The 24,467-nt window shown below is 59.3% G+C and carries 25 protein-coding genes; 21 read left to right on the top strand and 4 right to left on the bottom strand.

Annotated features, from left to right (window positions below; all coding sequences use genetic code 11):
• The first annotated feature begins 9 nt into the window (after positions 1 to 9).
• From murD to AB5Z14_RS02750, 17 genes are all read left to right on the top strand, one after another.
• Positions 10 to 1,416, top strand: coding sequence for a UDP-N-acetylmuramoyl-L-alanine--D-glutamate ligase (murD, locus tag AB5Z14_RS02830; RefSeq protein WP_089571580.1), 1,407 nt, complete (start codon positions 10 to 12; stop codon positions 1,414 to 1,416).
• Between the two features lie 36 nt (positions 1,417 to 1,452).
• Positions 1,453 to 2,946, top strand: a complete 1,494-nt coding sequence (ftsW, locus tag AB5Z14_RS02825; RefSeq protein WP_368130186.1) for a putative lipid II flippase FtsW — start codon at positions 1,453 to 1,455, stop codon at positions 2,944 to 2,946.
• On the top strand, positions 2,936 to 4,051 hold the full coding sequence (murG, locus tag AB5Z14_RS02820; RefSeq protein WP_368130185.1) for an undecaprenyldiphospho-muramoylpentapeptide beta-N-acetylglucosaminyltransferase: 1,116 nt from the start codon (positions 2,936 to 2,938) through the stop codon (positions 4,049 to 4,051). The genes ftsW and murG overlap by 11 nt, the downstream gene beginning before the upstream one ends.
• Positions 4,052 to 4,148: 97 nt before the next feature.
• Complete coding sequence (gene murC, locus AB5Z14_RS02815) at positions 4,149 to 5,567, top strand: UDP-N-acetylmuramate--L-alanine ligase (protein WP_099431529.1); 1,419 nt, start codon at positions 4,149 to 4,151, stop codon at positions 5,565 to 5,567.
• Positions 5,568 to 5,572: 5 nt separating this feature from the next.
• A complete protein-coding gene (gene murB / locus AB5Z14_RS02810) occupies positions 5,573 to 6,484 on the top strand; it encodes a UDP-N-acetylmuramate dehydrogenase (RefSeq protein ID WP_117564655.1) in 912 nt (303 codons plus the stop codon).
• Positions 6,441 to 7,697: a cell division protein FtsQ/DivIB gene (locus AB5Z14_RS02805; protein ID WP_368130184.1), complete on the top strand. Its 1,257-nt coding sequence runs from the start codon at positions 6,441 to 6,443 to the stop codon at positions 7,695 to 7,697. The genes murB and AB5Z14_RS02805 overlap by 44 nt, the downstream gene beginning before the upstream one ends.
• Before the next feature lie 199 nt (positions 7,698 to 7,896).
• Positions 7,897 to 9,051: a cell division protein FtsZ gene (ftsZ, locus tag AB5Z14_RS02800; RefSeq protein ID WP_022094491.1), complete on the top strand. Its 1,155-nt coding sequence runs from the start codon at positions 7,897 to 7,899 to the stop codon at positions 9,049 to 9,051.
• A 210-nt stretch (positions 9,052 to 9,261) separates the two neighbouring features.
• Positions 9,262 to 10,062 (top strand): purine nucleoside phosphorylase YfiH/LACC1 family protein, encoded by an 801-nt coding sequence (locus AB5Z14_RS02795; RefSeq protein ID WP_368130182.1) that lies wholly within the window; start codon positions 9,262 to 9,264, stop codon positions 10,060 to 10,062.
• Positions 10,059 to 10,895 (top strand): phosphate ABC transporter substrate-binding protein, encoded by an 837-nt coding sequence (locus tag AB5Z14_RS02790; protein WP_055251678.1) that lies wholly within the window; start codon positions 10,059 to 10,061, stop codon positions 10,893 to 10,895. Before AB5Z14_RS02795 ends, AB5Z14_RS02790 begins: the two co-directional genes overlap by 4 nt.
• Position 10,896: 1 nt before the next feature.
• Complete coding sequence (pstC, locus tag AB5Z14_RS02785) at positions 10,897 to 11,823, top strand: phosphate ABC transporter permease subunit PstC (protein ID WP_368130180.1); 927 nt, start codon at positions 10,897 to 10,899, stop codon at positions 11,821 to 11,823.
• A 3-nt stretch (positions 11,824 to 11,826) separates the two neighbouring features.
• Positions 11,827 to 12,732 (top strand): phosphate ABC transporter permease PstA, encoded by a 906-nt coding sequence (gene pstA, locus AB5Z14_RS02780; protein WP_006234250.1) that lies wholly within the window; start codon positions 11,827 to 11,829, stop codon positions 12,730 to 12,732.
• Positions 12,733 to 12,744: 12 nt separating this feature from the next.
• A complete protein-coding gene (gene pstB, locus AB5Z14_RS02775; RefSeq protein ID WP_117564648.1) occupies positions 12,745 to 13,548 on the top strand; it encodes a phosphate ABC transporter ATP-binding protein PstB in 804 nt (267 codons plus the stop codon).
• Positions 13,549 to 13,640: 92 nt separating this feature from the next.
• On the top strand, positions 13,641 to 14,498 hold the full coding sequence (locus tag AB5Z14_RS02770; RefSeq protein ID WP_006234247.1) for a phosphate signaling complex PhoU family protein: 858 nt from the start codon (positions 13,641 to 13,643) through the stop codon (positions 14,496 to 14,498).
• Positions 14,499 to 14,617: 119 nt separating this feature from the next.
• Positions 14,618 to 15,355 (top strand): YggS family pyridoxal phosphate-dependent enzyme, encoded by a 738-nt coding sequence (locus tag AB5Z14_RS02765; protein WP_138112193.1) that lies wholly within the window; start codon positions 14,618 to 14,620, stop codon positions 15,353 to 15,355.
• Positions 15,356 to 15,415: 60 nt separating this feature from the next.
• Positions 15,416 to 16,138 carry a cell division protein SepF gene (locus AB5Z14_RS02760; RefSeq protein ID WP_022094497.1) on the top strand — a complete coding sequence of 241 codons (723 nt, stop codon included), beginning with the start codon at positions 15,416 to 15,418 and terminating at the stop codon, positions 16,136 to 16,138.
• A gap of 15 nt (positions 16,139 to 16,153) precedes the next feature.
• Positions 16,154 to 16,441, top strand: a complete 288-nt coding sequence (locus AB5Z14_RS02755) for a YggT family protein (protein ID WP_040358293.1) — start codon at positions 16,154 to 16,156, stop codon at positions 16,439 to 16,441.
• 61 nt (positions 16,442 to 16,502) lie between these two features.
• Complete coding sequence (locus AB5Z14_RS02750) at positions 16,503 to 17,177, top strand: DivIVA domain-containing protein (protein WP_022094499.1); 675 nt, start codon at positions 16,503 to 16,505, stop codon at positions 17,175 to 17,177.
• A 167-nt stretch (positions 17,178 to 17,344) separates the two neighbouring features.
• On the opposite strand, the gene AB5Z14_RS02745 is transcribed toward AB5Z14_RS02750, so the two are convergent.
• The 3 genes from AB5Z14_RS02745 to AB5Z14_RS02735 all read right to left on the bottom strand — a co-directional run bounded on the left by AB5Z14_RS02745 (position 17,345) and on the right by AB5Z14_RS02735 (position 19,896).
• A complete protein-coding gene (locus tag AB5Z14_RS02745; RefSeq protein WP_368130178.1) occupies positions 17,345 to 17,875 on the bottom strand; it encodes a nitroreductase family protein in 531 nt (176 codons plus the stop codon).
• Between the two features lie 280 nt (positions 17,876 to 18,155).
• Positions 18,156 to 18,779: a DUF47 domain-containing protein gene (locus AB5Z14_RS02740; RefSeq protein ID WP_138112201.1), complete on the bottom strand. Its 624-nt coding sequence runs from the start codon at positions 18,777 to 18,779 to the stop codon at positions 18,156 to 18,158.
• Between the two features lie 67 nt (positions 18,780 to 18,846).
• The gene (locus AB5Z14_RS02735) at positions 18,847 to 19,896 is read right to left on the bottom strand and encodes an inorganic phosphate transporter (RefSeq protein ID WP_117655139.1); all 1,050 of its coding nucleotides are present in this window, start codon (positions 19,894 to 19,896) and stop codon (positions 18,847 to 18,849) included.
• 250 nt (positions 19,897 to 20,146) lie between these two features.
• Here AB5Z14_RS02735 and AB5Z14_RS02730 point away from each other — a divergent pair, with 250 nt between their 5' ends.
• The 4 genes from AB5Z14_RS02730 (at position 20,147) to AB5Z14_RS02715 (ending at position 23,252) form a co-directional block, all read left to right on the top strand.
• Entirely contained in the window at positions 20,147 to 20,485 is a 339-nt protein-coding gene (locus AB5Z14_RS02730; protein WP_117746758.1) for a hypothetical protein, read from the top strand.
• Positions 20,486 to 20,564: 79 nt separating this feature from the next.
• Positions 20,565 to 21,260: a Bax inhibitor-1 family protein gene (locus AB5Z14_RS02725; RefSeq protein WP_117746759.1), complete on the top strand. Its 696-nt coding sequence runs from the start codon at positions 20,565 to 20,567 to the stop codon at positions 21,258 to 21,260.
• A gap of 138 nt (positions 21,261 to 21,398) precedes the next feature.
• On the top strand, positions 21,399 to 22,514 hold the full coding sequence (locus tag AB5Z14_RS02720; protein WP_368130176.1) for a TIGR02452 family protein: 1,116 nt from the start codon (positions 21,399 to 21,401) through the stop codon (positions 22,512 to 22,514).
• Between the two features lie 78 nt (positions 22,515 to 22,592).
• The gene (locus AB5Z14_RS02715; protein WP_368130175.1) at positions 22,593 to 23,252 is read left to right on the top strand and encodes a GDSL-type esterase/lipase family protein; all 660 of its coding nucleotides are present in this window, start codon (positions 22,593 to 22,595) and stop codon (positions 23,250 to 23,252) included.
• A 252-nt stretch (positions 23,253 to 23,504) separates the two neighbouring features.
• On the opposite strand, the gene thiD is transcribed toward AB5Z14_RS02715, so the two are convergent.
• Complete coding sequence (gene thiD, locus AB5Z14_RS02710) at positions 23,505 to 24,335, bottom strand: bifunctional hydroxymethylpyrimidine kinase/phosphomethylpyrimidine kinase (protein ID WP_368130174.1); 831 nt, start codon at positions 24,333 to 24,335, stop codon at positions 23,505 to 23,507.
• Positions 24,336 to 24,467 lie beyond the last annotated feature (132 nt).

Here is a 24,467-nt window from a genome sequence, read left to right as displayed (position 1 = left end):
TGGTCTTTCATGCCTCTTGCTGATGTCTTTAGCCTGCTCGTTTTGGGTCAGGGCAAATCCGGCCTCGATGTCGCCCGCTGGGCGCTGGCACATCCAGAGCGCGTAAGCGCCGTTACCGTGTATGGCGGCGGCACCTCTGAGCCCAATGACGCCACGCGTGCGCTCGAGGCTGCTGGTGCGTCGTTTGTCTATGGGACCGAACAGGTCGAGGGCGCCTATGACGTATGCGTGACGTGCCCGGGCATCTCGGAGTTCTCGGGCTTCTTTAAGGCCGGGCGCGAACATGCCGCTCAGATTATGGGTGAGCCAGAGTTTGCCTATCGCCTGTCGCCCGATAACTGGATTGCCATCACGGGCACCAACGGTAAGACGACCACCACGTCGCTGACTGATTATCTGCTCAAGGCTGCCGGCGAGGCCAGCGTAGCTGTCGGCAACATCGGCGAGCCGCCGGTCAACGAGATTGACGGCCGAGCCCACAACGAGTGGTTTGTGGCTGAGCTCTCGAGCTATCAGATTGCTACGACCACCGAGCTCCACCCTCGCGTGGCAGTGCTGCTCAACATCACTCCCGACCACTTGGGCTGGCATAAGAGCCATAAGAACTATGCGCTTGCCAAGATCAAGCTGTTTGACAATATGGTCGATGACGATCTGGTGGTTGTCGACGTCGAAGACGCCGGCATTCACGAGTTCGATGAGTACATCTATACGCCGGGTCGCCGCATCTGCAAGGTCGCTTTTGACGAGCCCGAGGGTGCAGACGCCGCCTTTGTGCGCGACGGCAAAATGGTCGTGCGCCTGAAGGGCGTCGAGACTCAGCTTGTCGCCACGTCCGAGCTCAAGATCTCGGGCCACCACAATGTCATCAATGCCTTATGTGCCGCCACGGCTGCTCTGGCCGTCGGTGCCGATGTCGATGGTGTCCGCCGCGGTCTGGCCTCGTTCCAGCCGCTCGAGCATCGCGTGGAGCCGTGCGGCGAGATTGACGGTGTGCGCTACGTCAACGATTCCAAGGCGACCAACACCGACGCGGTCGAGAAGGCACTGACGGCATTTCCCGATGACGACGTGATCTTGCTGCTCGGCGGCCACGATAAGGGCACGCCGCTCACGGACTTCGCGCGCGTTGTTATGGATAACGTGCGCTCGGTCGTCTGCTTTGGCGATGCGCGCGAGCGCTTCACCGCCGCTATGGACGAGGCCGATGTCGATGGCGATGTGGATATCGCCCAGGCGGATGACCTACGCGATGCCGTGGACGTTGCCCGTTCGCTGTCTAGCCGTGGCGACGTGATCTTACTTTCTCCTGCCTGCTCTTCGTTCGATGAGTTCTCGGGCTATGAGGAGCGCGGCCGCGTGTTTAAGGACTATGTGGCCCAGCTTGCCGCTGCAGCGAAATCGCAAATGGAATAGGGGTTGCCGGTGAGAGAGGAGAGCCCCCGACAAGGTATGAGGAGGCCCGACTCGGACCGTGCTTCCTCGCGGCGTAGCACACCGCGTTCCGGTCGCGGCGGGCAGTCGTTTAGCGAACGCTATATTGCCGGCGTTCCCGCCCGCATCATGCGCCCCCGTCTGATATTCATGGCCTGTCTGTTTATCTTGGTGTGTTTTGGCCTGCTGATGGTGTACTCGGCGTCTTCGGTCGAGGCACTGCACGAGAATGGCTCAGCGACGTTTTTTCTGGGTCGACAGGCTGCGTTTGCCGTAGTCGGTGTTCTGGCGCTGATTGCCATCGTGCGCGTTTTGCCGGACAGCTGGTTTGGGGAGGATGTGCTCAGGATCTTCCTCATAGGCATGATAGGGCTACTGTTTCTGGTGTTCTTGGTGGGCAGCGGCAGCCGTGGCGCCACGCGCTGGCTCAACATCGCCGGCATTCAGTTCCAGCCTTCCGAGTTTTTAAAGCCATTTGCCATTGCGTATTCGGCCATCATGCTTGATCGCTTCTTTTCGCCCGGTGGCAACATCAACGAATTCCTTCGCAAGATGGGCATCTACCTGGGCATTTCGCTCTTTCTGATCTTTATCCAGCCCGATTTCGGTACCGTCCTAATCATCCTGCTGACCCTCATGTGCATGGCGTTGTTTGCGGGTCTCGACCCCAAATTTATCATCGGCGTGATAATCTTCGGCATTCTCGTGATCGTGATTGCGCTTGTTGCAGAGCCGTACCGTATGGTGCGTATTCAGGTTGCCTTGAACCCTTGGGCCGACGAGTATGGTGACGGCTATCAGGCCACGCTTGCCATCATGGCCTTTGCCTCGGGCGGTCTGTTCGGCCGTGGCATCGGCAACTCAACCATGAAGTACTCGTATCTGCCCGAGGCGCACAATGACTACATCCTGGCCATCATTGGCGAGGAAGTCGGTTTTGTCGGAACCGTGCTGTTCTTCTTGGTGTTTGCGATGCTGATCTACTCGGCGTTTCGCATTGCCGAGCAGGCGACCGATCGTCGGGGCGCGCTTATGGCGTCTGGCTCCGCGGTCATTCTCGCGGTGCAGTTTTTGATCAATGCGCTGGGCATCCTCAACGTGTTTCCCATGACGGGCAAACCGTTGCCGTTTATTAGCTACGGCGGTTCGTCGATTATTGTGTCGCTTATGCTTGCCGGTCTGATCCTGCGCGTTTCGTACGAGAGCGCCCGTCGCGATGAGTACGACCGTCGCCGCGAGAGCTTTGCCGTTATGGATGAGAGTACCGCCGGCGTGCCCCACGTACGCGGCGAGCGATCTTCGCGTAACGGCTTTACCGTTCTGGATGGCTCTGCGACCGAGCCGGCAGTCCGTCCGCGTCAGCGAACGGCGCCGCAAGGTCGTCCGCAGCGCCCCAGCCCTCGCAGCGCGGGCGGCGGATATAATCGAATCGATTTGAACTCGGACCCGTCGGCGCGTTTGCGCACCGACGACCAGGGACCGCGTGTACGAAGGGACTATCATGACCGATAAGATGACCGTTGCTATTGCAGCCGGCGGCACGGCAGGACACATTAACCCCGCGCTCGCTTTGGCCGAGGAGCTGCATGACCGTGGCCACCACGTTGTGTTCGTGGGCCAGTCGCGCAAGCTCGAGGGTCGTCTGGTCCCCGAGGCTGGGTTTGATTTTGTGCCCATTACGGTCACGGGCTTCGACCGCTCCCGTCCCTGGACGGCGCTGACCTCGCTGTGGCGTGTCAACAAGGCCAAGCGTGCGCTCGCCAGTCATTTCTCAAAGGTCGGCAAGCCCGATGCTGCCATCGGTTTTGGTGCCTATGTCGAGGTTCCGCTGCTGGGGTGGTGCAAGGGCGCAGGCGTTCCGTATCTGCTGCATGAGCAGAACTCTGTTCCGGGCCTGGCCAACAAGATGATGAACCCCCACGCCGCTCGCGTGTGCATCTCGGTGCCGGCAGCGCGCTCGGTCTTTGAGCGCGAAGGTGACCCTGACCACGTGCTCATGACCGGCAACCCCGTACGTCGCTCGGTGATCGAGGGCGATCGCGCTCGCGGCCGCAAGGCACTTGGCGTTCCCGAGGACGCTACGCTGCTGCTCGTCTTTGGCGGTTCACTTGGCGCCCAGCACCTCAACGAGCGCGCGGTTTCGCTCAAAAACGTGCTGCTTTCGCGCAAGAACCTCTATGTGTTGCATTCGACGGGTGCCGACGGCTTTGAGGAGACCGAGCGCGCTTTGGCGCTGACGCCCGAGGAGGCGAAGCGTTACCGCGTCCAGCCTTACATCGACAACATGGGCGATATGCTGGCTGCTGCCGATTTGGTGCTCTCGCGTTCGGGTGCATCGAGCGTGGCCGAGATCGCTGCGCTCGCCGTGCCCTCGATACTCGTGCCGTATCCGCATGCGACGGCCGACCACCAAACCACCAATGCCCGTTATCTGGTCGACGCCGGGGCCGGCGTGCTCTGTGCCGATGCCGATATCGACGGTTCTGCCTTTGCCGATGAGCTGCTGCACCTGGTCGATGACGCGGCAGAGCGCGACGTCATGCGTCAGGCGGCGCGTGGTCTGGCTCAGGATAGGGCCGCCGCTCTTCTGGCCGATGCGGTAGAGGGTTTGCGTTAGTTAGACGGGATATCGTCGGTCGCCCTCGCGCTGATGCGGTAGGTGCGGTACAGTTAACGGGTTACAGGCAGTGTTTACGCAAGGAGTACACGAGCACATGGCTGATTCCCAGACTGCAACCTCCGCGCCCGAGTTTAAGAGCGCCCACTTTATCGGTATCGGCGGTGCCGGCATGAGCGGCATCGCCCTCGTTCTGCACGAGCGCGGTTATGCCGTTACCGGCTCCGACCTTAAGACGTCACGTTATATCCGCCAGCTTACCCGCGCTGGTGTGAAGGTGCATGTGGGCCATGAGGCAGCCACGATCGACGAGGTCAAGCCCGACGTGGTTGTTGTCTCCACCGCTATTCCGGAGTCCAACCCTGAGCTCGTGCGCGCTCGCGAGCTGGGCATTCCCGTGTGGCCCCGTGCCAAGATGCTCTCTGCTTTGGGCCACGGCTACACTACCGTCGCTGTTGCCGGCACGCATGGCAAGACCACCACGTCTTCGATGTGCGCCACCATGCTCGACCGCATGGGTCTGGATCCGAGCTTCTTGATCGGCGGCATCGTCGAGGGCTATGACACGAACGGCAAGAACGGCTCGGGAGACTACTTTGTCGCCGAGGCCGACGAGTCCGACAGCTCCTTCCTGTTCCTGAACCCCAACGTGGTCATTGTGACCAACGTCGAGGCCGACCACCTCGATCACTACTCGGGTATCGAGGAGATCGAGGCAACTTTCGCCAAATTCATGAGCCTGGTGGGCGAGGACGGCACCGTCATCGTCTGCGGCGAGGACCCGCATCTGGTCGAGCTCGCCAAGTCGACGGGCCGTCACGTGCTTTCCTACGGCTTTGCCGAGAGCAACGACATCGTCTGCGTGCACCCGGATGTCAAGGGCATCCAGAGTGACTTTATCGTTCGCTTTGAGGACGGCACTGAGCACGCTGTGGAGATCAAGAGCAATCCCGGTCGCCACAACATGCTCAACGCCACGGCGGTGCTCACCGTCGCCCATGTCCTGGGCCTTGACATCGACGCCGCCGCCAAGGCGCTCTCGAGCTTTGAGGGCGTCCGCCGTCGCTTTACCCATGTGGGCGATATCGATGGCATCACCGTGGTCGATGATTACGGCCATCACCCCACCGAGATCAAGGCGACGCTTGCCGCCGCTTCGTCGCTGGGCTACAAGCACGTCGACGTCGTGTTCCAGCCGCACCGCTATTCGCGCCTGCAGGCCCTGTGCGACGACTTTGCCGATGCATTTGCCAATGCCGATAAACTGCTGCTGATTGATGTGTTCTCGGCTGGCGAGATGCCCATTCCGGGTGTCACCTCTAAGATGCTCGCCGATACCGTGCGCGCCAAGCATCCTGGCAAGGAGGTCGTGTACTGCTCCAGCCGTCTTGAGCTCAATCAGGAGCTCGAGCAGATGGTGGGCGAGGGCGACCTGCTGCTCACCATGGGTGCCGGCGACGTTACGACCGTCGGTCCCGAGTTCATTGAGTATCTGACTGCCAAGAAAGACGCTTAAGTCTAATGGGTCTGTTTAACGCCGTCATGGCGCTCTCGGGCATGATCGACACGGATGTGATCGAGGACGAGCGCCTTGCGCGTCATACGAGCTATCGTATCGGCGGCAAGGCCGACCTCTTTGTGACGTGCCATAGCTATCATGCCCTCCGCCGCGCCGTGGCGGTGCTCGATCGCGAGCAGGTGCCGTGGGTCATCATCGGCAAGGGCTCCAATCTGCTGGTTGCCGATGGCGGTTATCGCGGTGCCGTCATTTCGCTCGGACGTGAGTTTCAGCGCACGGTTGTTGCCGATGACGGTTGTACGCTGACGGTCGGTGCGGGCGTGATGTTTGCGCGCCTGGTCAACGATGCCCTGTCGCGTAGCCTCTCGGGCCTTGAGTTTGCCGTTGGCATTCCTGGTTCGGTCGGCGGTGCGATATCTATGAATGCCGGCACACGGACCGAGTGGATTGGCTCGCTGGTTGAGGATGTCGTAACGTTTGACCCGGCATCCGGTATCAAGCATTATGCGGGGTCCGAGATCACTTGGGGCTACCGCGAATGTAGCCTTCCCCGCAATGAGATCATCCTCGAGTGCGTGTTCAAGCTTAAACCGGCGCCCAAGGCCGACATTCGCGAGCGCATGGAGCGGTACCTTACAAGGCGCAAGCGTACGCAGCCCATGGGTCGCGCATCCTGCGGGTCTGTCTTTCGCAACCCGCCCGATGCGAGTGTGGGCAAGCTTATCGAGGATTGTGGATTAAAGGGTTTTTCGATTGGCGGCGCGGAAGTTTCGCCCGTTCACGCTAATTTTATCGTTAATAACGGAACTGCCTCGGCCGATGACGTTGCCGCGGTTATTAGACATGTGCACGGAAAGGTGAGGGAGGCGTATGGCATCGAGCTCAGACCGGAAGTTAAATTCCTCGGCTTCTAGAGCATCGAAACCCACCTTCCGCCGCGCCGGAGGGCGTTCCGGCGCGCCTGCCAAACCTCAACGCAATACCGTCGCGCACTCTAAGTCTGTCGGGCATGCTCGACAGACCAGTCGTCCGGTCGTCGGCTCGCAGCTCGGTAATCGTCCGGCCGCAAAAAAGTCCTCGCGTCCCTCGGTGACGTCAAAGCCTGTTATGGGCGCCAAGCCTGCCCGTCCCATGGCAGCTCCCAAGCCCTCGACGGGAACTAAAGCGGCGCGTCCAGGTCGCACGCTGGGTGCATCGAAACCGCGCTCGCTGACATCGGTGCCGGCTACCGCCAAGAAGCCTTCGAGTAAAAAAGGTTTCAACCCGTTATCTTCACTTGGAGCGATGGCAAATAAAACATCAGACGCCGCTTCTGTCGTTACAGGCAAAGGCAAAATCGTGGGCGGCGTTCTGGCCGTCTTGGCCGTGCTCGTCGTCGTTGCCATCGTGGTGATCAACTCTGGACTGTTTACTGCCACTGATATTCAGATTCAAGGCAGCGAGCATGTGACGAAGCACGATGCTATCCAGCTGATCGACTTGCCCGAGGGAACGTCGCTTTTTAACGTCGATCCCGACCAGATTACCGAGGATCTCAAGCAGAACCCGTGGGTTTCGGGCGTGGATGTCCAGCGCCAGTTTCCCCATACGCTTATCATCACGCCGACGGAGCGTAAAGTTATCGCAATTGCCTATATCAGCTCCGATGACCTTGCCTGGGCCATCGGGGATGATGACACCTGGATCGCCCCACTGTCGACGTCGGTCGAAGTGGACGACCAAGGCAACGTCATCACGACAGGGCAGGGCTCAAATACCTTGACCGGAATCGATGCCGCGCTGGCGCTCGCTAAACATTATGGCGCGGTGCTGTTGACTGATGTCTCGGCGGATGTCGCTCCGGTTTCCGGCCAGGCGGTGAGCTCCAAAGCCGTTAAGGCCGGCCTGGATTATGTGCGTGGTTTTTCGAGCGAGTTCTTGGGACAAGTCAAGGATATTTCCACGCCTTCGGTCGAAGCCATCTCGGCAAACCTCAATAACGGCATTGAGGTGTCGCTGGGCGATTCGAACGATATCGCCAAGAAGGAACGCGTAGTCACCAAGTTGCTTTCGCAGGTAGAGGGCGTAACGTATATCAATGTGCGCTCTCCGGGCAACTACACATTTAGGAATGCTCCGACCTCGTAGCGCTGGTTGATGCTTTGTTGAGGGGCCATACCACGCCGTTTATCTGGTTTGTTTGGTTTTCACGGTCAATTATTTGACTGATACGTTCATAATGTGCAACCATAATACGGTTTACCTTTGCATTTACTTTCAACCTGAAGGTTAATGTGCGCAGGGGTCGACCCATGCTATGGCTATAACCTTTGTTCGGAGGACCGACATGCACGAGACAGAGATCAACAACTACCTTGCCGTCATTAAGGTGGTCGGCGTCGGCGGCGGCGGTACCAACGCGGTCAATCGAATGATCGAAGAGGGCATCCGCGGCGTCGAGTTTGTTGCCATCAACACCGATGCTCAGGCACTCGCGATCTCTGATGCCGATATCAAGGTGCACATCGGCACCGACCTTACCCGCGGCCTGGGCGCCGGCGCCAACCCCGAGGTTGGCCGCAAGGCTGCCGATGAGTCCCGCGACGACATTGCCGAGGCGCTCGCTGGCGCCGATATGGTGTTCATCACCTGCGGCGAGGGCGGTGGCACCGGTACCGGCGCTGCTCCTATCGTTGCCGATATCGCGATGAACGAGGTCGGCGCACTGACCGTCGCCGTCGTGACCAAGCCCTTCACCTTCGAGGGCCGCAAGCGCAAGAAGAGCGCCGAGGAGGGCATCAAGACCCTCTCCGATTGCGTCGATACCATGATCGTCATCCCCAACGATAAGCTGCTCGACATCGCCGAGAAGAAGACCACCATGCTCGAGGCCTTCGCGATTGCCGATGGCGTCCTTTCCCAGGGCACCCAGGGCATCACCGACCTCATCACCGTCCCCGGTATCATCAACTTGGACTTCGCCGATGTTAAGACCATCATGAAGCAGGCCGGTACCGCCATGATGGGTATCGGTACCTCTTCTGGGGATACCCGTGCCGTCGACGCTGCCCAGCAGGCCATCTCCAGCCCGCTGCTCGAGAGCTCCATCGATGGCGCCACGCGCGTGCTGCTCTCCATCGCCGGTTCCAAGGACCTAGGCATCCAGGAGATTAGCGACGCCGCCGACGTTGTCGCCAACGCCGTCGACCCCGAGGCCAACATCATCTTCGGTACCGTTGTCGACGAGTCCCTGGGCGATCAGGTGCGTATCACCGTCATCGCTACGGGCTTCTCCGACTCCAACGTCAACCGTCAGGACGAGCTCTTTGCTGCTCAGCAGTCTCAGAGCAAGGCCGCTGCCTCCGCTGAGCCGCAGCGCACCGCTCCTGCCACGAGCCCGGCTCAGGCCGCTCCGACCCGCAACGTCGGTGGCACCGAGCTTCCTAACTTCGGCAACGATCAGTTCGAGCTTCCCGACTTCCTGAAGCGCGGTAGCTTCTAAGTCGTTCTTTGCATTGTTGTGCACAGGGGCGTGTCCGTATGGACGCGCCCTTTTTATTTCGACTTTGTAAACTAGAACCTCCAATCTCTTTACGTTCCCTTTACGATTGCCTCCAGCGCAGCAGGTATCCTTTTAGAGAAGTATGACAGCCGTATATACGCGGGCTGTAGCGGCGATGCCGCGGTACTTGTGTTATTAGGAGGCTTTAGTATGGCAGCACGTGCGGACAACGTTTCGCGTGTCGACCATGATGGAGTTACGTTGGTGGAGGGCGCGACATCCGATGTTCGCTTTGCCTTCACCGAGCGCGCCGGTGGCGTTTCCGAAGATGCGTACTCCTCACTCAACTTGGGCTCGCATGTTGGCGATGACCCCTTTGCTGTTCAAGAAAATCGTCGTCGCGCGCTCGAGGCTATGGGTGCCGCCGAGTGCGAGCACAACCTGCTCGTTCCCAATCAGGTCCATGGTGACCATATCGTTGCGGTGACCTCGAACGGTGCCGATGACCTTGAGGACGTCCGCGAGCAGATTGCCGAGGGCTGCGATGCCATCGTCTGTACGGCGCATAACGTGCCCGTGCTGCTCTGCTTTGCCGACTGCGTTCCCGTGGTGCTGGTGGCCCCTGGCGGATTTGCCGTGGTGCACTCCGGTTGGAAGGGCACGATTGCACGCATTTCTGCCAAGGCGTGCCAGGCGCTTTGCGATGCTGCCGGCTGCGATGCGAGCGACGTTTCCGCCTATATCGGCCCCCATATCTTGGGTGACGAATATGAGGTATCCCAGGAACTCATGGATCGCTTTGCCGCCGAGTTCTCGTGCATCGATGCGAGTGCCTCTCGCATGCTCGATCTTTCCGCTGCCATTTGCGAGGCGCTGGTAGACGTCGGTGTCGACGCGGATAATATCGTGGATACCCAGCTTTCGACTGTGCGTCAGAACGACCGCTTTTATTCCTACCGTAACGAGAACGGCACCTGTGGGCGCCATGCTGCGATCGGCGTGATGCTATGAGAAAGATCGTATCGGTCCTGAGCGCCGCTGTGCTTACGCTTACGCTGTGCGCCTGTTCTTCGGGATCTTCTACCTCTTCCATTACCGTGGCCGGCTCCACGACCTGCCTTCCTATCGCCGAGATTGCGGCCGAGGGCTTTAAGGAGGAGACCGGCATCGACGTGCTCGTTTCCGGTTTGGGTTCTTCCGCTGGGATCGAGGCCGTCAGCGCCGGCACGGCCGATATCGCCAGCTCCTCCCGTGGACTCAATGCCGACGAACAGGATCTGGGCCTGACCCCCATCGTCATTGCCCACGACGGTATTGCGGTCATCGTGAACGACGACAACCCCGTCGATAACCTCTCGACCGAGCAGCTCCGCGATATCTACGCCGGCAAGATTACCAATTGGAAAGAGGTCGGTGGCGAGGACCTGAGGATTCAGGTCATCAACCGAGACGAGGCGTCCGGTACGCGCGAGGCCTTCCGTACCATCGTGATGGATGGCACGCCGTTCGATCGCCGCTCGGCTGTTCTTTCGGGTACGGGCCAGGTGCGCGACGTGGTATCTCGTTCGCGTGGGGCCATCGGCTACATTTCGCTGGGCTTCGTCGATAGCCTCAACGCCAAGACCTCGGTCAAGGCCGTCTCGGTCAATCATGTTGAGGCGTCCGAGAAGACGGTCGCGAGTGGCGGCTATCCCATCTCGCGCGACCTTTACTTCTTTGTGAAGGGTGCGCCTTCGCAGCAGGCGCAGGATTACATTGACTATGTGACGTCCGAAAAGATGGACAAGCAGATTCGCGAGGCGGGCTTTATCCCCGTCACCAACGACGAGAAGGGGAGTGAGTAGCATGGAAGCACAGGAAAACTCCCAGACTGAGCAGAATGTTCAGACGCCCAAGAAGCGCGAGCTGGCGCTCGTATCGCGCAGCACCTATATCAAGGAGAAGGCGCTGCAGTGGATCTTCTTTGCCTGCGCGTTCTTGGCGGTCGTCACCGTCATCCTGATTTTTGTCTTTACCACGTACTCGGCGCTGCCCGTCTTTACTGACATCGGTCTGGCGGACTTCTTTAGCTTTACGTGGGCGCCTTCCGAGGACCACTACGGAATCTTGTCGCTGCTTGCCGGCTCGGGTCTGGTGACCGTCGGTGCGCTCGCCATGGGCGTGCCGCTGGGCGTGGGTACAGCCGTTTACCTGGTCGAGATTGCCAGCAAGCGCGTGCGCAAGCTCATCAGCCCTGCCGTCGACCTGCTGGCCGGCATCCCTTCTATCATCTACGGCTTTTTCGGCATGATCATCATCCGCCCGTTTATCGCACAACTGACCGGCGGCCTTGGTTTTGGTGCGCTGACGGCGTGGTTTGTGCTCGCCATCATGATCGTCCCTACCATCACCACGCTCACCATCGATGCTCTCAATTCCATTCCCATGGGCATTCGCGAGGCATCGTATGCCATGGGCGCCACCAAGTGGCAGACCATCTATAAGGTCGTGCTACCTGCCGCGAAGCTGGGTATCGTTGATGCCATCGTGCTGGGTATGGGCCGTGCCATCGGCGAGACCATGGCCGTGCTCATGGTCGTAGGTAACGCCCCGGTTATTCCCGACAGCATTGCGAGCCCCATCTCGACGCTCACGAGCCAGATTGCGCTCGACATGAGCTATTCCTCGGGTCTGCACCGCTCGGCGCTGTTCGGCATGGGTGTGGTCCTGTTTATCATCTCCGCCACGCTGGTGGGCGTCGTCCGTTTGATTTCCAAGAAGAAGAGGGGGTAGGCTATGTCCGATTCCGTTGACACGACGGTCGATACGACCTCGTCGCGCGAGCGCATCAAGCGTGCCCTTTCCCACGGCAAGAAGGGCCGCATCAACAAGGACCTGTCCAACAAGATCATGCTTGGCGTGTTCCGTGCCGCGGCATACATCACCACGCTGGTGCTGGTCGCTATCATCGCCTACGTGGTCATTAACGGCCTGCCGCATATCTCACTCGACTTTATCTTCGGTTGGCCCCAGGGCGTCAACGCCGAGGGCGGAATTTGGCCCACAATCGTCTCGACCGTCTATGTGACGGCACTCGCCATGCTTATCTGCACGCCGATCGCTGTGCTGGCAGCCGTCTATCTGGCCGAGTACGCCAAGCAGGGCAAGGTCGTCGAGCTCATTCGCTACGCTGCTGACGCTTTGGCCTCGGTGCCCTCCATCGTTATGGGCCTGTTTGGCTACGCCTTGTTTGTCGAGGCTATGGGTCTGGGCCTTTCGATGGTCTCGGCCGCCCTGGCACTCGCGCTCTTGATGCTTCCCATCGTCATGCGCACCACCGAAGAGGCCATTCGCGCCGTTCCGCGCTATATCCGGTGGGGTGCGTACGGCCTGGGCGCCACCAAGTGGCAGGTCGTCTCCAAGATCGTGCTTCCTTCTGCCTTTGGCCGTATTGCCACGGGTATCGTCCTCGCCATCGGCCGTGCCATTGGCGAGACCGCGGTGGTGCTCTACACCATGGGCCAGGCCATCAATCTACCTATTTCGCCGCTCGATTCCGGCCGCCCCATGACGGTTCACCTGTACCTGCTTGCCAACGACGGCATCAACATGAACGCAGCCTATGGCACCGCGCTCTTGCTGATGGTGATCATTCTGGCCTTCAACCTGTTTGCGCGCTTCCTGTCGCGCAAGCGTCGCTAGTTAAGGAGTCCCATGTCCGTTTATCAGTCCGCTCCCACGCTGGAGCAAGCGGCCATTACGGCCAAGGATTTCAACTTTTGGTACGGTGACTTTCATGCGCTGACGGGGCTTGACCTCAACATCGCCAAAAACGCCATCACCTCCTTCATTGGCCCTTCGGGCTGCGGCAAGTCGACGTTTTTGCGCTGCATCAACCGCATGAATGATCTGATCGAGGGTACGCGCGTCGCGGGCACCATGACGCTCGACGGCAATGATATCTATGCCGAGGGTGTCGACCCGGTCGACCTCCGTCGTCGTGTGGGCATGATTTTTCAGCAGCCCAACCCGTTTCCCAAATCCATCTACGAGAATGTCGCCTTTGGCCCTCGTCTGCAGGGCGTGACTAGCAAAAGCGACCTCGATGACATCGTGGAAGAATCGCTCAAGCGCGCCAACCTCTGGAAAGAGGTATCCAATCAGCTCAACAAGGATGGCTTGGCGCTCTCGGGCGGTCAGCAGCAGCGTCTGTGCATCGCGCGCGTGCTTGCGGTGCAACCCGATGTCCTCCTGATGGACGAGCCCTGCTCCGCCATCGACCCCACGTCCGTCTCTAAGGTCGAGGATTTGATGGCCGAGCTGGCGCCCGAGATGACGATCATCATCGTCACGCATTCAATGCAGCAGGCAGCTCGTATCAGCGACTACACCGCATTCTTCTTGCAGGAAGTTGCCGGTGAGCCTGCCACGCTCATCGAGTATGGTCAAACCGACGCGATCTTCACCAGCCCGGTGGACTCGCGGACGGAAGACTATATCACCGGCCGCTTTGGCTGATCGGTGCGACTAGTCCCAAGCCGATCGGATCTGGTCCGGTGCGTATTCACTGTGCGGGCGGCATGACCGCACCCAACTGATTGGAGTGAACCATGCGCAAACTGTTTTCCCGTCAGCTCATCGAGGCCCGTCACGAGATGCTGAGCATCTACGAGGCCGTCGATCTGGCCCTCCACGATGCCGTGAAGGCCTATGTGACCGACGACCGCAAGCTCGCCACCAAGACCAAGAAGCGTACGCTTTCGATTGACGCACGCTGCGCCAACCTGGAGGCCGTCTGCTACAACCTGATTGCCACGCAGTCACCGGTCGCCTCCGACTTCCGCTTGCTGCAGACGATCATCTACGTCGACTTTAACCTGCAGCGCATGACCGATAAGGTTCGCCAGATTTGCCGCGCCACGCGTCATATGATCAAGGCCGACATCTCGCTGCCCAAGGAGCTTGTCGGCACGGTCGAGGCCGAGGCTGAGGCCGTCTACCAGGTGCTGGGCTCTTCGCTTTCTGCGCTCGTCACCAACGACATGTCCATCATCTGCAACTTGGCCGTCGAGGACGAGCCAGTGCACGCCGCCTACGAGAAGTTCTTCCGCACCTTTAACCGCATGGACACGGGCGATTTTATGGACGACGACAGCAACTATGACGACCTGCGCCGCGCCATCATGGTATCGCGCTATCTCGATCGCATCGCCTCGATTTCCATCGATGCCGCCTGCCGTCTGACCTTCCTGTTGACCGGACAGCGTATGACTGCCGGTGATATCGCCTGCACTGATGAGGATGAGCTCGAGAGCATGCGCGTGCCTTCGGGCGAGGGTGTTATCATGAGGCCCGCCGTCGATGCACGCTACGTTGCCAAGGTGCCCGTTAACGAGGTCAGCGAGGGTCTTCGCTACCTGCTCGATCATCTTGAGGATGAGGACGATGGCGAGGACGACGAGGAGTAAGTAACCCCGTTCGTCGAAAGATTGTAAATACCTAAGTGAGCGCGGCCTTGCACATGCGGGGCCGCGCTCTTGCGTTAGCATGGGACTACTTGTTTGGCTGTCAGCGGAGGCGATTGGCAATGGATAACTATTTGGACTTGATGCGCGCTCGCCGCGAGCAGATTCTGGAACGTTTTTATGCGGCGCTCGATCGCGCGGGCCGTCCCCACGACGCCGCGCGCCTCATTGCCGTGTCCAAGACCGTTGGTGTCGATGAGACCGTTGCCGCCATCCAGGCGGGGTATCGCCATTTTGCCGAGAATCGCCCGCAGGAGCTGGTTCGCAAGCTCACAGGTTTGGCGGAGCATCCGGAGCTGCCCGAGGTGCGCTTCGATATGATCGGCAACCTGCAGACCAATAAGATCAATGCGGTGCTGGGCTCAGCCGAGCTGATTCACTCGGTGGGTTCGCTGCATCTGGCGCAGGCGATCTCGAGCCGTGCTGCCCGCAAGATTGAGGCAGGCGAACTCGCCGGCCCCCAGCGTGTGCTCATCGAGGTCAATGTGAGTGGTGAGGAGTCGAAGGGAGGCTTTTCGCCCGATGAGATTCGCGCCGCCGCGGGTGAGCTTGCGGAACTTGAGGGAATTTGCGTACAGGGGCTTATGACTATGGCGCCCCGGGGGAATAAGGATGTGGCACGCCGCACCTTTGCGGGGCTTCGTGAGCTGAGGGATGAGCTGGAGGCGGCGCATCCCGATTTGAACCTGCCTGAGCTTTCCTGCGGCATGAGCGAAGACTTTGAGCCTGCCCTTGAGGAGGGCTCTACGCTCGTTCGCCTGGGCAGGGTAGTATTTAGCCCGGAGTTTGCAGTAAAATAAGGCTCTGAAGTGCGCACTGATTATCGGGGCGCCTGCACTAAACCGCGAGAGGACACAACCATGGGCTTCCTTGACGAGATTAAAAATAAGATGCACCTGGGCGGCCAGCAGGGTTACGACCAGGGTTATGGCCAGGACGACGACTACGGCTACGATGATGGCTATGACGATGGCTATCAGGGCAACGGCTACAGCGGTGCTTCGGGCGAGGGCTTCTACACCCAAGACGAGCCGAGCAACGGCCTGCTTGGTCAGACGCGCCGTGGTGAAGCTGAGTCGGTTGCCGTGTATACACGCTCCGGGCAGCTGGTCGGCGATGACTCCCGCCATGCCACGACGTATAACCCGCCTTCGCGCTCGCAGGACAGTGTTGCGAGCGGTTATCGTCCTGGTGCCTATGACACGCCGTCGAGCTACGCCGAGAACACCCGCGCCCGTGCCGCCGCTGCGCCTGCGCCTGCACCGAGCGATGCCTCGGCCTATGCGAGCAATATCATCAACGCCACACCGCAGCTGCCGGCCTATGTCCTGCGCCCCGAGAGCTATGACGACGTGGAGACCGTGGTGCGCCGCGTTCGCACCAAGCAGCCTGTCGCACTGATTTTTGTGGGCGTACGCACCGAAGTTGCCAAGCGCGTCTTGGACTTCTCTTACGGCTTTGCCTGCGGTCTGGGTGCCACGGTCAAGGAGGTGGGCGACCGCGTGTTCATGGTGCTGCCCGCCGGTTGCGAGGTCAAAGATTCCGATCTCAAGAAGCTTCGTGCCGACGGCTACCTTAAGTAAAGACAAGACGAGGAGATTCCCATCAACATCTACACTATCGTCCAGCTGGTCAATACGCTGTTCAACTTCTATTCCACGCTCATTGTCGTCTACTGCTTTATGACGTGGATTCCCATGAAGCAGGGTGGTTTGCTTCAGGATATTGCCGCGGTGCTTGATAGCGTGTGCGGTCCGTGGCTCAACCTGTTCCGTCGTTTCATCCCGCCGATGGGCGGTATCGATTTTTCGCCGGTCGTTGCGATTATTGCGTTGCAGTTGGTGCAGAGGCTGGTTCTGCAGCTTCTTATAGGTATACTCGTGTAGAACTGTCTTAGTAACTTACGTCGGGCGTGTAGCGCCGAGGCGATGAAAAAGGAGACTTGTTATGGCTATTACCCCTGCAGACATCCAGGCTCAGACTTTCTCTGAGGCCAAGCGTGGCTACGATCCTGCTGAGGTCGACGTCTTCTTGGAGACGCTGTCCTCTGAGGTTGACGCTATGCTCGCTAAGATCGTCGACCTTAAGGGTCGTCTGACTGCTACCGAGCAGCAGCTTGCCGATGCGCAGGCTCAGCTTGCCCAGGCTCAGGATGCCCCCGCCCAGGCCGTTCCTGCCGCCCCCGTGGCTGCTCCCGCCCCTGACTTCTCCGCTCAGGAGCGCCAGATTTCCGCTGCCCTGATCGCTGCCCAGCAGACCGCTGAGACCATCGTCAACGATGCCAATGAGAACGCTGAGCGTATTCGCAACGAGGCTGACGCCAAGGCCCGCGAGGTTATCCGCCAGGCTCTGACCGAAAAGCAGGCTGAGCTCGAGGAGATCGATCGTCTCAAGGCTTCTCGTGAGGAGTTCAAGGCCGAGTATCTCAAGCTCATCCAGCACTTCATGGACGATGCCCAGAACTCCTTCCCGGCCGACCTCATGGCCTCCACGCCGGTCGGTTCTGCCGCTTCTCCTGCGGTGACTGTTCCCGCCGAGCCGCTGCCCGTCGCTGACCCGGTTGTCCCCGTGGCCGATCCCTTCGCCCCGATCGACAACTTTGCTGCCGACGACCTGGACTAACATTCGGCCTACAATTTAGTGCCTAGAAAGGACCCGCAGCTTGCGGGTCCTTTTTTATGACTGTGCAGGGGCGCGCAACATAAAAAACCGAGCCCTGCACATTGTGGCGCAGAACTCGGCGAATGGGTGAGCGGTAAAAGGTAGGTTTTAGGGCATGTGCCAAAAAACTACTTGAGGAGGAAGTTGGGGAGGGGAATGGTACGGGCCTCGCGATGCTCGGGGTCGGCGATGTGGTCGGCAGGATAGCCACAGACAAGCATGTGATAGGGATAGACGCCCTTGGGCAGATTGAACTGCTCCTGTGCCACCTCAGGCTTAAAATGGCATACCCAGCACGTTCCCAGGCCCTGCTCGGTGGCCTCCATCATCATCTGATCGCACACTATGGACGTATCGATTTCACTGGAATTCATCTGGTCATACGGGCGCACCCAAGCGTCTTCGGTAACGCTACAAATAAGGAAGATGAGCGGAGCGCCAAAGATAGATCCATCACGAGCAAACCGAGGCTGACAAGCAGCAGCCTTCTCCAGAAGCTCAGGCGTATTCAGCACCATCACACGAGAAGGATGATTATTACAAGCAGAAGGAGCAATCCGCCCAGCCTCAACAATGGCATCCACCACAGCCTGCTCAACAGAACGGTCCTCAAACGAACGACAAGAATACCGACCACGAGCCAGATCCAAATAACTCACAACCAAGACCTCCAAATTCAACGAATCAATCCAAAGTAAAACAAAGGGTACCCAAAGCCCCATCCACCCAAACGTTTAAGGCGGTCCCAAAGTTCCCAATCGGGTCCAAAGGCCCCGCCAACAAAAGCCCCATCGCTTTCAAAGTATCAGCCAAAGTTCCCAATGGTGGTACGTAAGGCGAAGGGCCGGCACCTGTTTACTTTCGAACGACTCTGCCATGCAGCCGGAGTGAGAAAGCAAACAGGTGCCGGCCCTTCGCCGCCGGGACACGTACCCCCAATTAACTGTTCTTCATGACAATCGAATCCACAACATCGGCCACATTCTCACAGCAGTCAGCGCAGTACTCCAGGAAGGCGTACACGTCACGCCAGGCGATGACCTCGAGCGGGTCCTTGCCGTTAACGTGCAGGTTGCGCATGGCGTTGATATAGAGCTCGTCGGCTTCGGACTCGATGGTGTTGATCTGGATGACGAGTTCGCGCAGGGTCTTGGACTTGCGGTAGTTGGGCAGCTCGACCATCAGGTCTTTCATGGCGCGGCAGGCGTCAGTCACCTTGTGGGCGATGACGATGGCGTCGGGATGGATGCTCTGGATGTTGGTGAAGTAGACGCGCTGCACGACGCCCTCAATACGGTCGAGCACGGTGTCGAGCGCGCAGCTCATCAGATCCAGATCCTCGCGCTCGAGCGGGGTGATAAAGGCGGTGAGCAGGGCGTCTTCGAGCTCGTGGTGCTTCTTGTCTGCCGCATGCTCAATCGCATGCATCTTATTGAGCATGTCGTGAATCTGCGCGGGATCGAAGTTCTCAAAAATCTTGGTGAGCAGCTCTGCGGCCTGGACGGCGAGGTCGGCGCAAGCGACGTAGTTGTCAAAGTAGAACGAATCGGGTTTCTTTGCCATGGGTGGGTCCTTTCGAGGCGAAGACGGGTGGGCGAAGTGTTGCGGTCCGGATGGACGTTCGGTTTGATTAGAGGAACATCATGAACAGCTTGGCCATGACAAAGCTGATGAGTCCGCAGGCGGGGAAGGTGAAGAACCAGGTGAACATCATGTCCTTGACGACTCCGAAGTTGATGGCCGAGAGGCGCTTGACGGCACCGACGCCCATGATGGCGCAGGTCTTGATGTGTGTGGAGGACACGGGGATGCCGGTAAGGGTGGCAAGCAGCAGGTTCGCGGCGCCCGCGAGGTCGGCGGAGAAGCCCTGATACTTCTCGAGCTTAACCATGCTCTGGCCGACGGACTTGATGATGCGCTCACCGCCCACGCTGGTACCGATACCCATAGTGGCCGAGCACAGCAGCATAATCCAGATGGGGATGCCGGCATCGCCGACGCTGGTCTGGCCGTTTGCGAAGGCCACGCCTAAAAAGAGCACGCCGATGAACTTCTGTCCATCCTGCGCGCCGTGCATAAAGCTCATGGCCGCGGCGCTCGCGATCTGAGCGTATTTAAAGAAGACATTGGCACGTCGCCTGTTGGCGGCGGCGAAAAGAATCGAGACGAGTTTGCACAGGACCCAGCCCATGACAAAGCCCAGGCCGATGGAGAGCGCCAGGCCGTAGATGACCTTCATCCACTCGTGGACGTTGACGCTGCTCGCGCCGCCGAGGGCGATAGCGGCACCGGTCAGGCCGGCGATAAGGCTGTGGCTTTGCGAGGTGGGGATGCCAAAACGCGACGCTGTGGCACCGTAGACGACGATGGAGAACAGCGCCGCGCACAGACAGGCGAGCGCCATGGTGCTGTTTCCGCCAAAGTCGACGATATGTGAGATGGTGTTGGCGACGCTCGCATTAAAGTGCGTCATGATGAGCACGCCGAGGAAGTTGAATGCGGCGCTCATGAGAATGGCGGCGCGGGCGGGCATGCAACGCGTAGTGACGCAGGTCGCGATGGCGTTGGGCGCGTCGGTCCATCCATTGACGAAGATGGCGCCCAACGCGAGGATCACGGTGACGGCAAGGACTGGGTTCGACACAATTTGGCCGAGGAAGGTTGAGAACGTTACGTCCATATATGGGCTTTCTCGAAGTTTGCAGACACGTTACAAAAACATGATAAATCGTATCACCTCCTGCGGGTCTCTTTACCGAGTTCTGATGGGAGAAGTGAACTTTTTGGCACTAAAATTGAATAATAGCCCTGTTGACCGCGGGTGTTCTTTTTGCTAACACGCCATGCGGACACGTGCGATTACTACGACACTCCAAAACCACAGTCTGTTCGCTTTACAACATGCAAACATGCGTTCGATAATAGGAGGCATGGAATATCGACAGACAGACGGCAAAACTCGGCGCGTGCACAAGCAGTATGTGGACGTCGTGGCCCGCATCCTCGCGGGCGGACAGGTCGTGCCGGTCACCGTCTGCTGGGTCGACGGCCGTTGTTTTACGATCGACGAAATTATCTCGACCACCGGGTTTGGCCTGATGGTCCACGGCATCCGTACGGCAACATATAAGGTGCGTTTTGGCGGGCACGCGACCGAGTTGTATCTGGAGGACCAGACGCGCGAGCGGGCAGACGGCTCGCAGGCACACGTGATGCGTTGGTGGGTCTGGGCCTTTGATCGTACGCTTGAGGGCGAGCGCCGTAGGTAAGGACGTACGGCATTCGGGTACAATGACAGGAATCTTGTCAGCTACTGCGCTGTCGCGGCGCTTTTGAAAGGACGAAATTATGAACGATATTCAGGGCTATCAGAACGGCCCCATCGAAACCGGCGCAAGCCGTGCCAAGGAGATGTCGCCGCGTGCGTATAATCTTGCCATGTCTGCCCTGATCTTTTTGGGCTTTTGCGCCATGGGCGTCGGTGCTTACTTTACGAGCACCATGTCGTTTGCGCGCATGATGATGAGCGGCGCCGCTTTGCCGCTGGTCTTTGGCTCATTTATTTTGACCATCGTCGGCATGGTCATGATGTCGGCCGCCGCCAGCAAGCAGTCCGTGGGCCTGTCCCTTGTGGGCTACGTAATCTTTGCGAGCACCTTTGGCCTGACCGCGTCGTTTGGCCTTGCCAACTACGACCTGCCCACCATCAACACTGCCTTTATCGCCACGGCCGCCATCACCTTTGTCTTTGGCGCCTTGGGCGTGACGTTCCCCAAGTTTTTCCAGCGCGTATATGGCATCGGTTTTGGCATTCTGCTCGCTACTATTCTGGTTGAGATCGTGCTGATGTTCATGGGCGTCTCACAGACCATCACCGACCTGATCGTGATCGTGGTGTTCGCCGGCTTTATTGGCTACGACACCTATGTTGCCACGACGGTGCCGCCTACGCTGCCCAACGCCGTGCTTATGGCCTCTAACCTGTTCGTGGATATTATCAACGTGTTCCTGCGCATTCTGAACATCCTCGGCCGTCGCGACTAGTGGCGAATTGCGGCGGTGCTTGCCGTGCGTGCAAATCGATGCGAAAGGCGGTCCTTCGGGGCCGTCTTTTTTGTACGCGGCGGGGTATCATGGATGGGAAAAGCCGATAGCGGCAGAGACCGAGAAAGGTGACCACTTATGGCAGACGTCGACAACAGGAACCGTAACCGCAGGTCCAACCGAGCGGGTCAGCCCAATCCCAAGCGCGAGGCCCGTGCCAAGGCCGCCGAGCGTCACGTGGCAACTGTGTCCGAAGCGTGCGCCAAGGATATCGAGCGTTCGCTTGCCGGTGTTCGCGAGTTTGACGGTATGCCTGCCGGCTTTGTCTCGGCGATGAAGGCCAAGGTTCAGAGTGCTGTGGCCACCGAAGAACAGGTTGCCGAGGACGTCGAGGGCGCGGAGGCTGCCGAGGTCGAGGCAGCGCTCGAGCCCGTCGAGGAGCCTGCCGAGGAAATCGCCGAAGCTGAGTCCGCGCCTGCTGAGGAGCCCGCTCCGGTTCTGCCCGAGGTCACCGTGCTCGATGCCTCCGCCACGCAGGCCATCCTGGACAACGGTCGTGGCTATGCGCAGTTCTGCGACATGGCCGTGCTCGCCTTTGCCTCGTTCACCAACCCGGGCGGTGGCTATATTCAGGGTTATCTGGGCCAGGAGGCCACGCTGTGCGCCGATTCGTATCTGTACAACGTTCTCGATAAGCAGCGCAAATGGTACGGCGAGAACCGTCGCCGCAACATCAACTGCGAGCTTTACCGAAACCGTGCGCTGGTGGTGCCTGCGGTGCGCTTCGACCGCAACCACGTGCATGCATACGCCGACGTGATCGTGGCCGCCGCGCCCAACGTCAAGCGCGCCCGCCAGGAGTATCGCGTGAGCGACGATGCTCTGCTGGATGCCCTGCGCGACCGCATTCGCTTTGTGCTTGCCATCTGCGACGAGCTGGGTCGCGAGAAGCTCGTGCTGGGCGCTTGGGGCTGCGACAACAACGGCTTTGACGCAGAGACCGTGGCCGAGCTCTTCCGCAAGGAGCTCGCGTCGGGCGACTTTAAGGTCAAGCAGGTCTCCTTTGCCGTGCCTTCTACGCGCTGGGATGAGGATTTTGCCAAGTTCGAGCACGTGCTGGCAAACTTCCCCGAGCGCAACGAGGAGTCCTATGCCCAGGTTGCCGCTCGCGCTGCGGCAGCTCGCGCCGCCGAGCAGGCCCAGGCTGCTACCGAGGATGATGAGGACGAGGACGATTGGCGCAAGTACCTGTAATCGGTACGTGCTGACAGATAGGCCGAGCCGACGGGAGAGGCTGCTTCCGTCGGCTTTTTACTGAGCGAGGGGCTTACGATGAAAAACGTTCTATGCTTTGGCGACAGCAACACCTATGGTTACGATCCGGCGGGCATGCGCGACGGCACCGCGGTGCGCTATGCGCAGGATGTGCGCTGGTGCGGCGTGGCCCAACGTGACTTAGGCGAGGGCTGGCATGTAATTGAAGAAGGCCTCAACGGCCGCACGACGGTACGCGACGACATGTGCCATCTGGATACCAATCTTAACGGCATCCGCGCGCTGCCGATGCTGCTCGAGGCCCATAAGCCGCTGGATGCGATCGTTATTATGCTGGGAACTAACGATTGCAAGACGGTCTTTGGTGTGACGGCCTCCGATATTGCCCGCGGCGCCATGACGTTGATTCGCGCCGTCCGTGCGTTTGCCTGGACCGATGCCGCGCCCTGCCCACGGATTCTGCTGATGGCGCCTATCAAGATTAAGCCGCAGATCGCCGACGTATATATGACCGATTTTGACGAGCATTCCGTAGAAGCCTCGGAACATTTTGGTGAGTACTACGCGCATGTGGCTGAGCAGTTTGGCTGCGACTTTTTGAATGCCGCCGATTTTGCCGAGCCGGGCGATATCGATTATCTGCACATGATGCCCGAGAGCCACGAGAGCTTGGGACATGCCGTGGCAGCCAAGCTCCAAGAGATGCTCGGTGAGTAGTGCAGCCCCAAAGCGGTACAAAAGTTCCCCTTGCGGCGGCTTGTTTCGTTTGTTTGTCTTGATCTGTAACAGTACGAAGGCCGAAAACGGGCTAGATGTTACAGATTGAGATTATTCAGGTCGATATCGGTCGTTTGTCTCGATCTGTAACATCTAGGGTCGATTTTGCCGAGTTACTGTTACAGATCGAGATATTTGTGGGAACCACCACAAAGGTGCCTGCCCCTTTGTGGTGGTTTTGGGCTGCGAATCTTAATATTGCCACATATGGTTGACGGGGCCGGAACCTTTGCCCATGTCAAAGCCGGCGGCGAGAGCTCCGGTTAGGTAGGCCTTGCCGGCGTTGACGGCGTCGGCAAGATCCATGCCCTGTGCCAATGCGCAGGCGATGGCGGACGAAAGCGTGCAACCGGTGCCATGCGTGTTGCCGGTCTCGATGCGCTTGTGGCGGAACCACGTGGTGAGCGGATCGCCCAGGTGGTTGCCCTCGTCATCGAGCGGCGCGGGCTCTGCTAGCACATCGTTGGCCTCGTTGACAAAATGTCCGCCCTTAACGAGGGACGCGCAGCCAAAGCGGCGGGTGAGGAGCATGGCAGCGTTTTGCTGCGTGCGCTCGGAATCGACCTCGTAGTCGAGCAGGGCCATGGCCTCGGGAATATTGGGCGTGATAACCGTCGCTAGCGGGAACAGGCGGCGGGTGAGCGCCTCGGTGGCATCTTCGGCAATCAGCCGTGCGCCCGAGGTGGCTACCATGACGGGGTCGACTACCACGTTTGTCGCGTTCCAAGCGCTCAGGCGGTCGGCGATAACATCGATAATCTCGGCAGAGGAAACCATGCCAATCTTAACGGCGTTGGGGCGGATATCGTCAAAAACGGCATCGATCTGCGCCGCGACAATATCCGGGGAGATGTTCTGCACGGCGGTGACGCCCAGGGTGTTCTGTGCGGTGATGGCGGTGATGGCCGTCTCGGCATACAGGCGGTGTGCCGTGATGGTCTTGATGTCGGCCTGAATGCCGGCGCCACCGCTGGAATCGGATCCTGCGATGGATAGAACGGCAGGTACCTTACTGCGATCCATGTTCGCTCCCTTGTTCGGTCGGAATCAAATGGGTCTTTAAGCCAGCATTATAAAGATGCCCGGGCCGACTCTATGTCGAACCCGGGCGGGCGATGCAATCTTTACGCAAATGCAAGCAAATGTTCACACGTC

The sequence above is a fragment of the Collinsella aerofaciens genome, from assembly GCF_040910265.1.
Taxonomy (GTDB): Bacteria; Actinomycetota; Coriobacteriia; order Coriobacteriales; family Coriobacteriaceae; genus Collinsella; species Collinsella aerofaciens_BK.
The sequence above is the reverse complement of the archived record's forward strand: the minus strand, read 5'-3'. Positions and strand labels throughout refer to the sequence as shown.

Coding starts and splice junctions, on each gene's coding strand:
- murD (WP_089571580.1), top strand. CDS start 10: ATGCCTCTTGCTGATGTCTTTAGCCTGCTCGTTTTGGGTCAGGGCAAA.
- ftsW (WP_368130186.1), top strand. CDS start 1,453: ATGAGGAGGCCCGACTCGGACCGTGCTTCCTCGCGGCGTAGCACACCG.
- murG (WP_368130185.1), top strand. CDS start 2,936: ATGACCGATAAGATGACCGTTGCTATTGCAGCCGGCGGCACGGCAGGA.
- murC (WP_099431529.1), top strand. CDS start 4,149: ATGGCTGATTCCCAGACTGCAACCTCCGCGCCCGAGTTTAAGAGCGCC.
- murB (WP_117564655.1), top strand. CDS start 5,573: ATGGGTCTGTTTAACGCCGTCATGGCGCTCTCGGGCATGATCGACACG.
- AB5Z14_RS02805 (WP_368130184.1), top strand. CDS start 6,441: ATGGCATCGAGCTCAGACCGGAAGTTAAATTCCTCGGCTTCTAGAGCA.
- ftsZ (WP_022094491.1), top strand. CDS start 7,897: ATGCACGAGACAGAGATCAACAACTACCTTGCCGTCATTAAGGTGGTC.
- AB5Z14_RS02795 (WP_368130182.1), top strand. CDS start 9,262: ATGGCAGCACGTGCGGACAACGTTTCGCGTGTCGACCATGATGGAGTT.
- AB5Z14_RS02790 (WP_055251678.1), top strand. CDS start 10,059: ATGAGAAAGATCGTATCGGTCCTGAGCGCCGCTGTGCTTACGCTTACG.
- pstC (WP_368130180.1), top strand. CDS start 10,897: ATGGAAGCACAGGAAAACTCCCAGACTGAGCAGAATGTTCAGACGCCC.
- pstA (WP_006234250.1), top strand. CDS start 11,827: ATGTCCGATTCCGTTGACACGACGGTCGATACGACCTCGTCGCGCGAG.
- pstB (WP_117564648.1), top strand. CDS start 12,745: ATGTCCGTTTATCAGTCCGCTCCCACGCTGGAGCAAGCGGCCATTACG.
- AB5Z14_RS02770 (WP_006234247.1), top strand. CDS start 13,641: ATGCGCAAACTGTTTTCCCGTCAGCTCATCGAGGCCCGTCACGAGATG.
- AB5Z14_RS02765 (WP_138112193.1), top strand. CDS start 14,618: ATGGATAACTATTTGGACTTGATGCGCGCTCGCCGCGAGCAGATTCTG.
- AB5Z14_RS02760 (WP_022094497.1), top strand. CDS start 15,416: ATGGGCTTCCTTGACGAGATTAAAAATAAGATGCACCTGGGCGGCCAG.
- AB5Z14_RS02750 (WP_022094499.1), top strand. CDS start 16,503: ATGGCTATTACCCCTGCAGACATCCAGGCTCAGACTTTCTCTGAGGCC.
- AB5Z14_RS02740 (WP_138112201.1), bottom strand. CDS start 18,779: ATGGCAAAGAAACCCGATTCGTTCTACTTTGACAACTACGTCGCTTGC.
- AB5Z14_RS02735 (WP_117655139.1), bottom strand. CDS start 19,896: ATGGACGTAACGTTCTCAACCTTCCTCGGCCAAATTGTGTCGAACCCA.
- AB5Z14_RS02730 (WP_117746758.1), top strand. CDS start 20,147: ATGGAATATCGACAGACAGACGGCAAAACTCGGCGCGTGCACAAGCAG.
- AB5Z14_RS02725 (WP_117746759.1), top strand. CDS start 20,565: ATGAACGATATTCAGGGCTATCAGAACGGCCCCATCGAAACCGGCGCA.
- AB5Z14_RS02720 (WP_368130176.1), top strand. CDS start 21,399: ATGGCAGACGTCGACAACAGGAACCGTAACCGCAGGTCCAACCGAGCG.
- AB5Z14_RS02715 (WP_368130175.1), top strand. CDS start 22,593: ATGAAAAACGTTCTATGCTTTGGCGACAGCAACACCTATGGTTACGAT.
- thiD (WP_368130174.1), bottom strand. CDS start 24,335: ATGGATCGCAGTAAGGTACCTGCCGTTCTATCCATCGCAGGATCCGAT.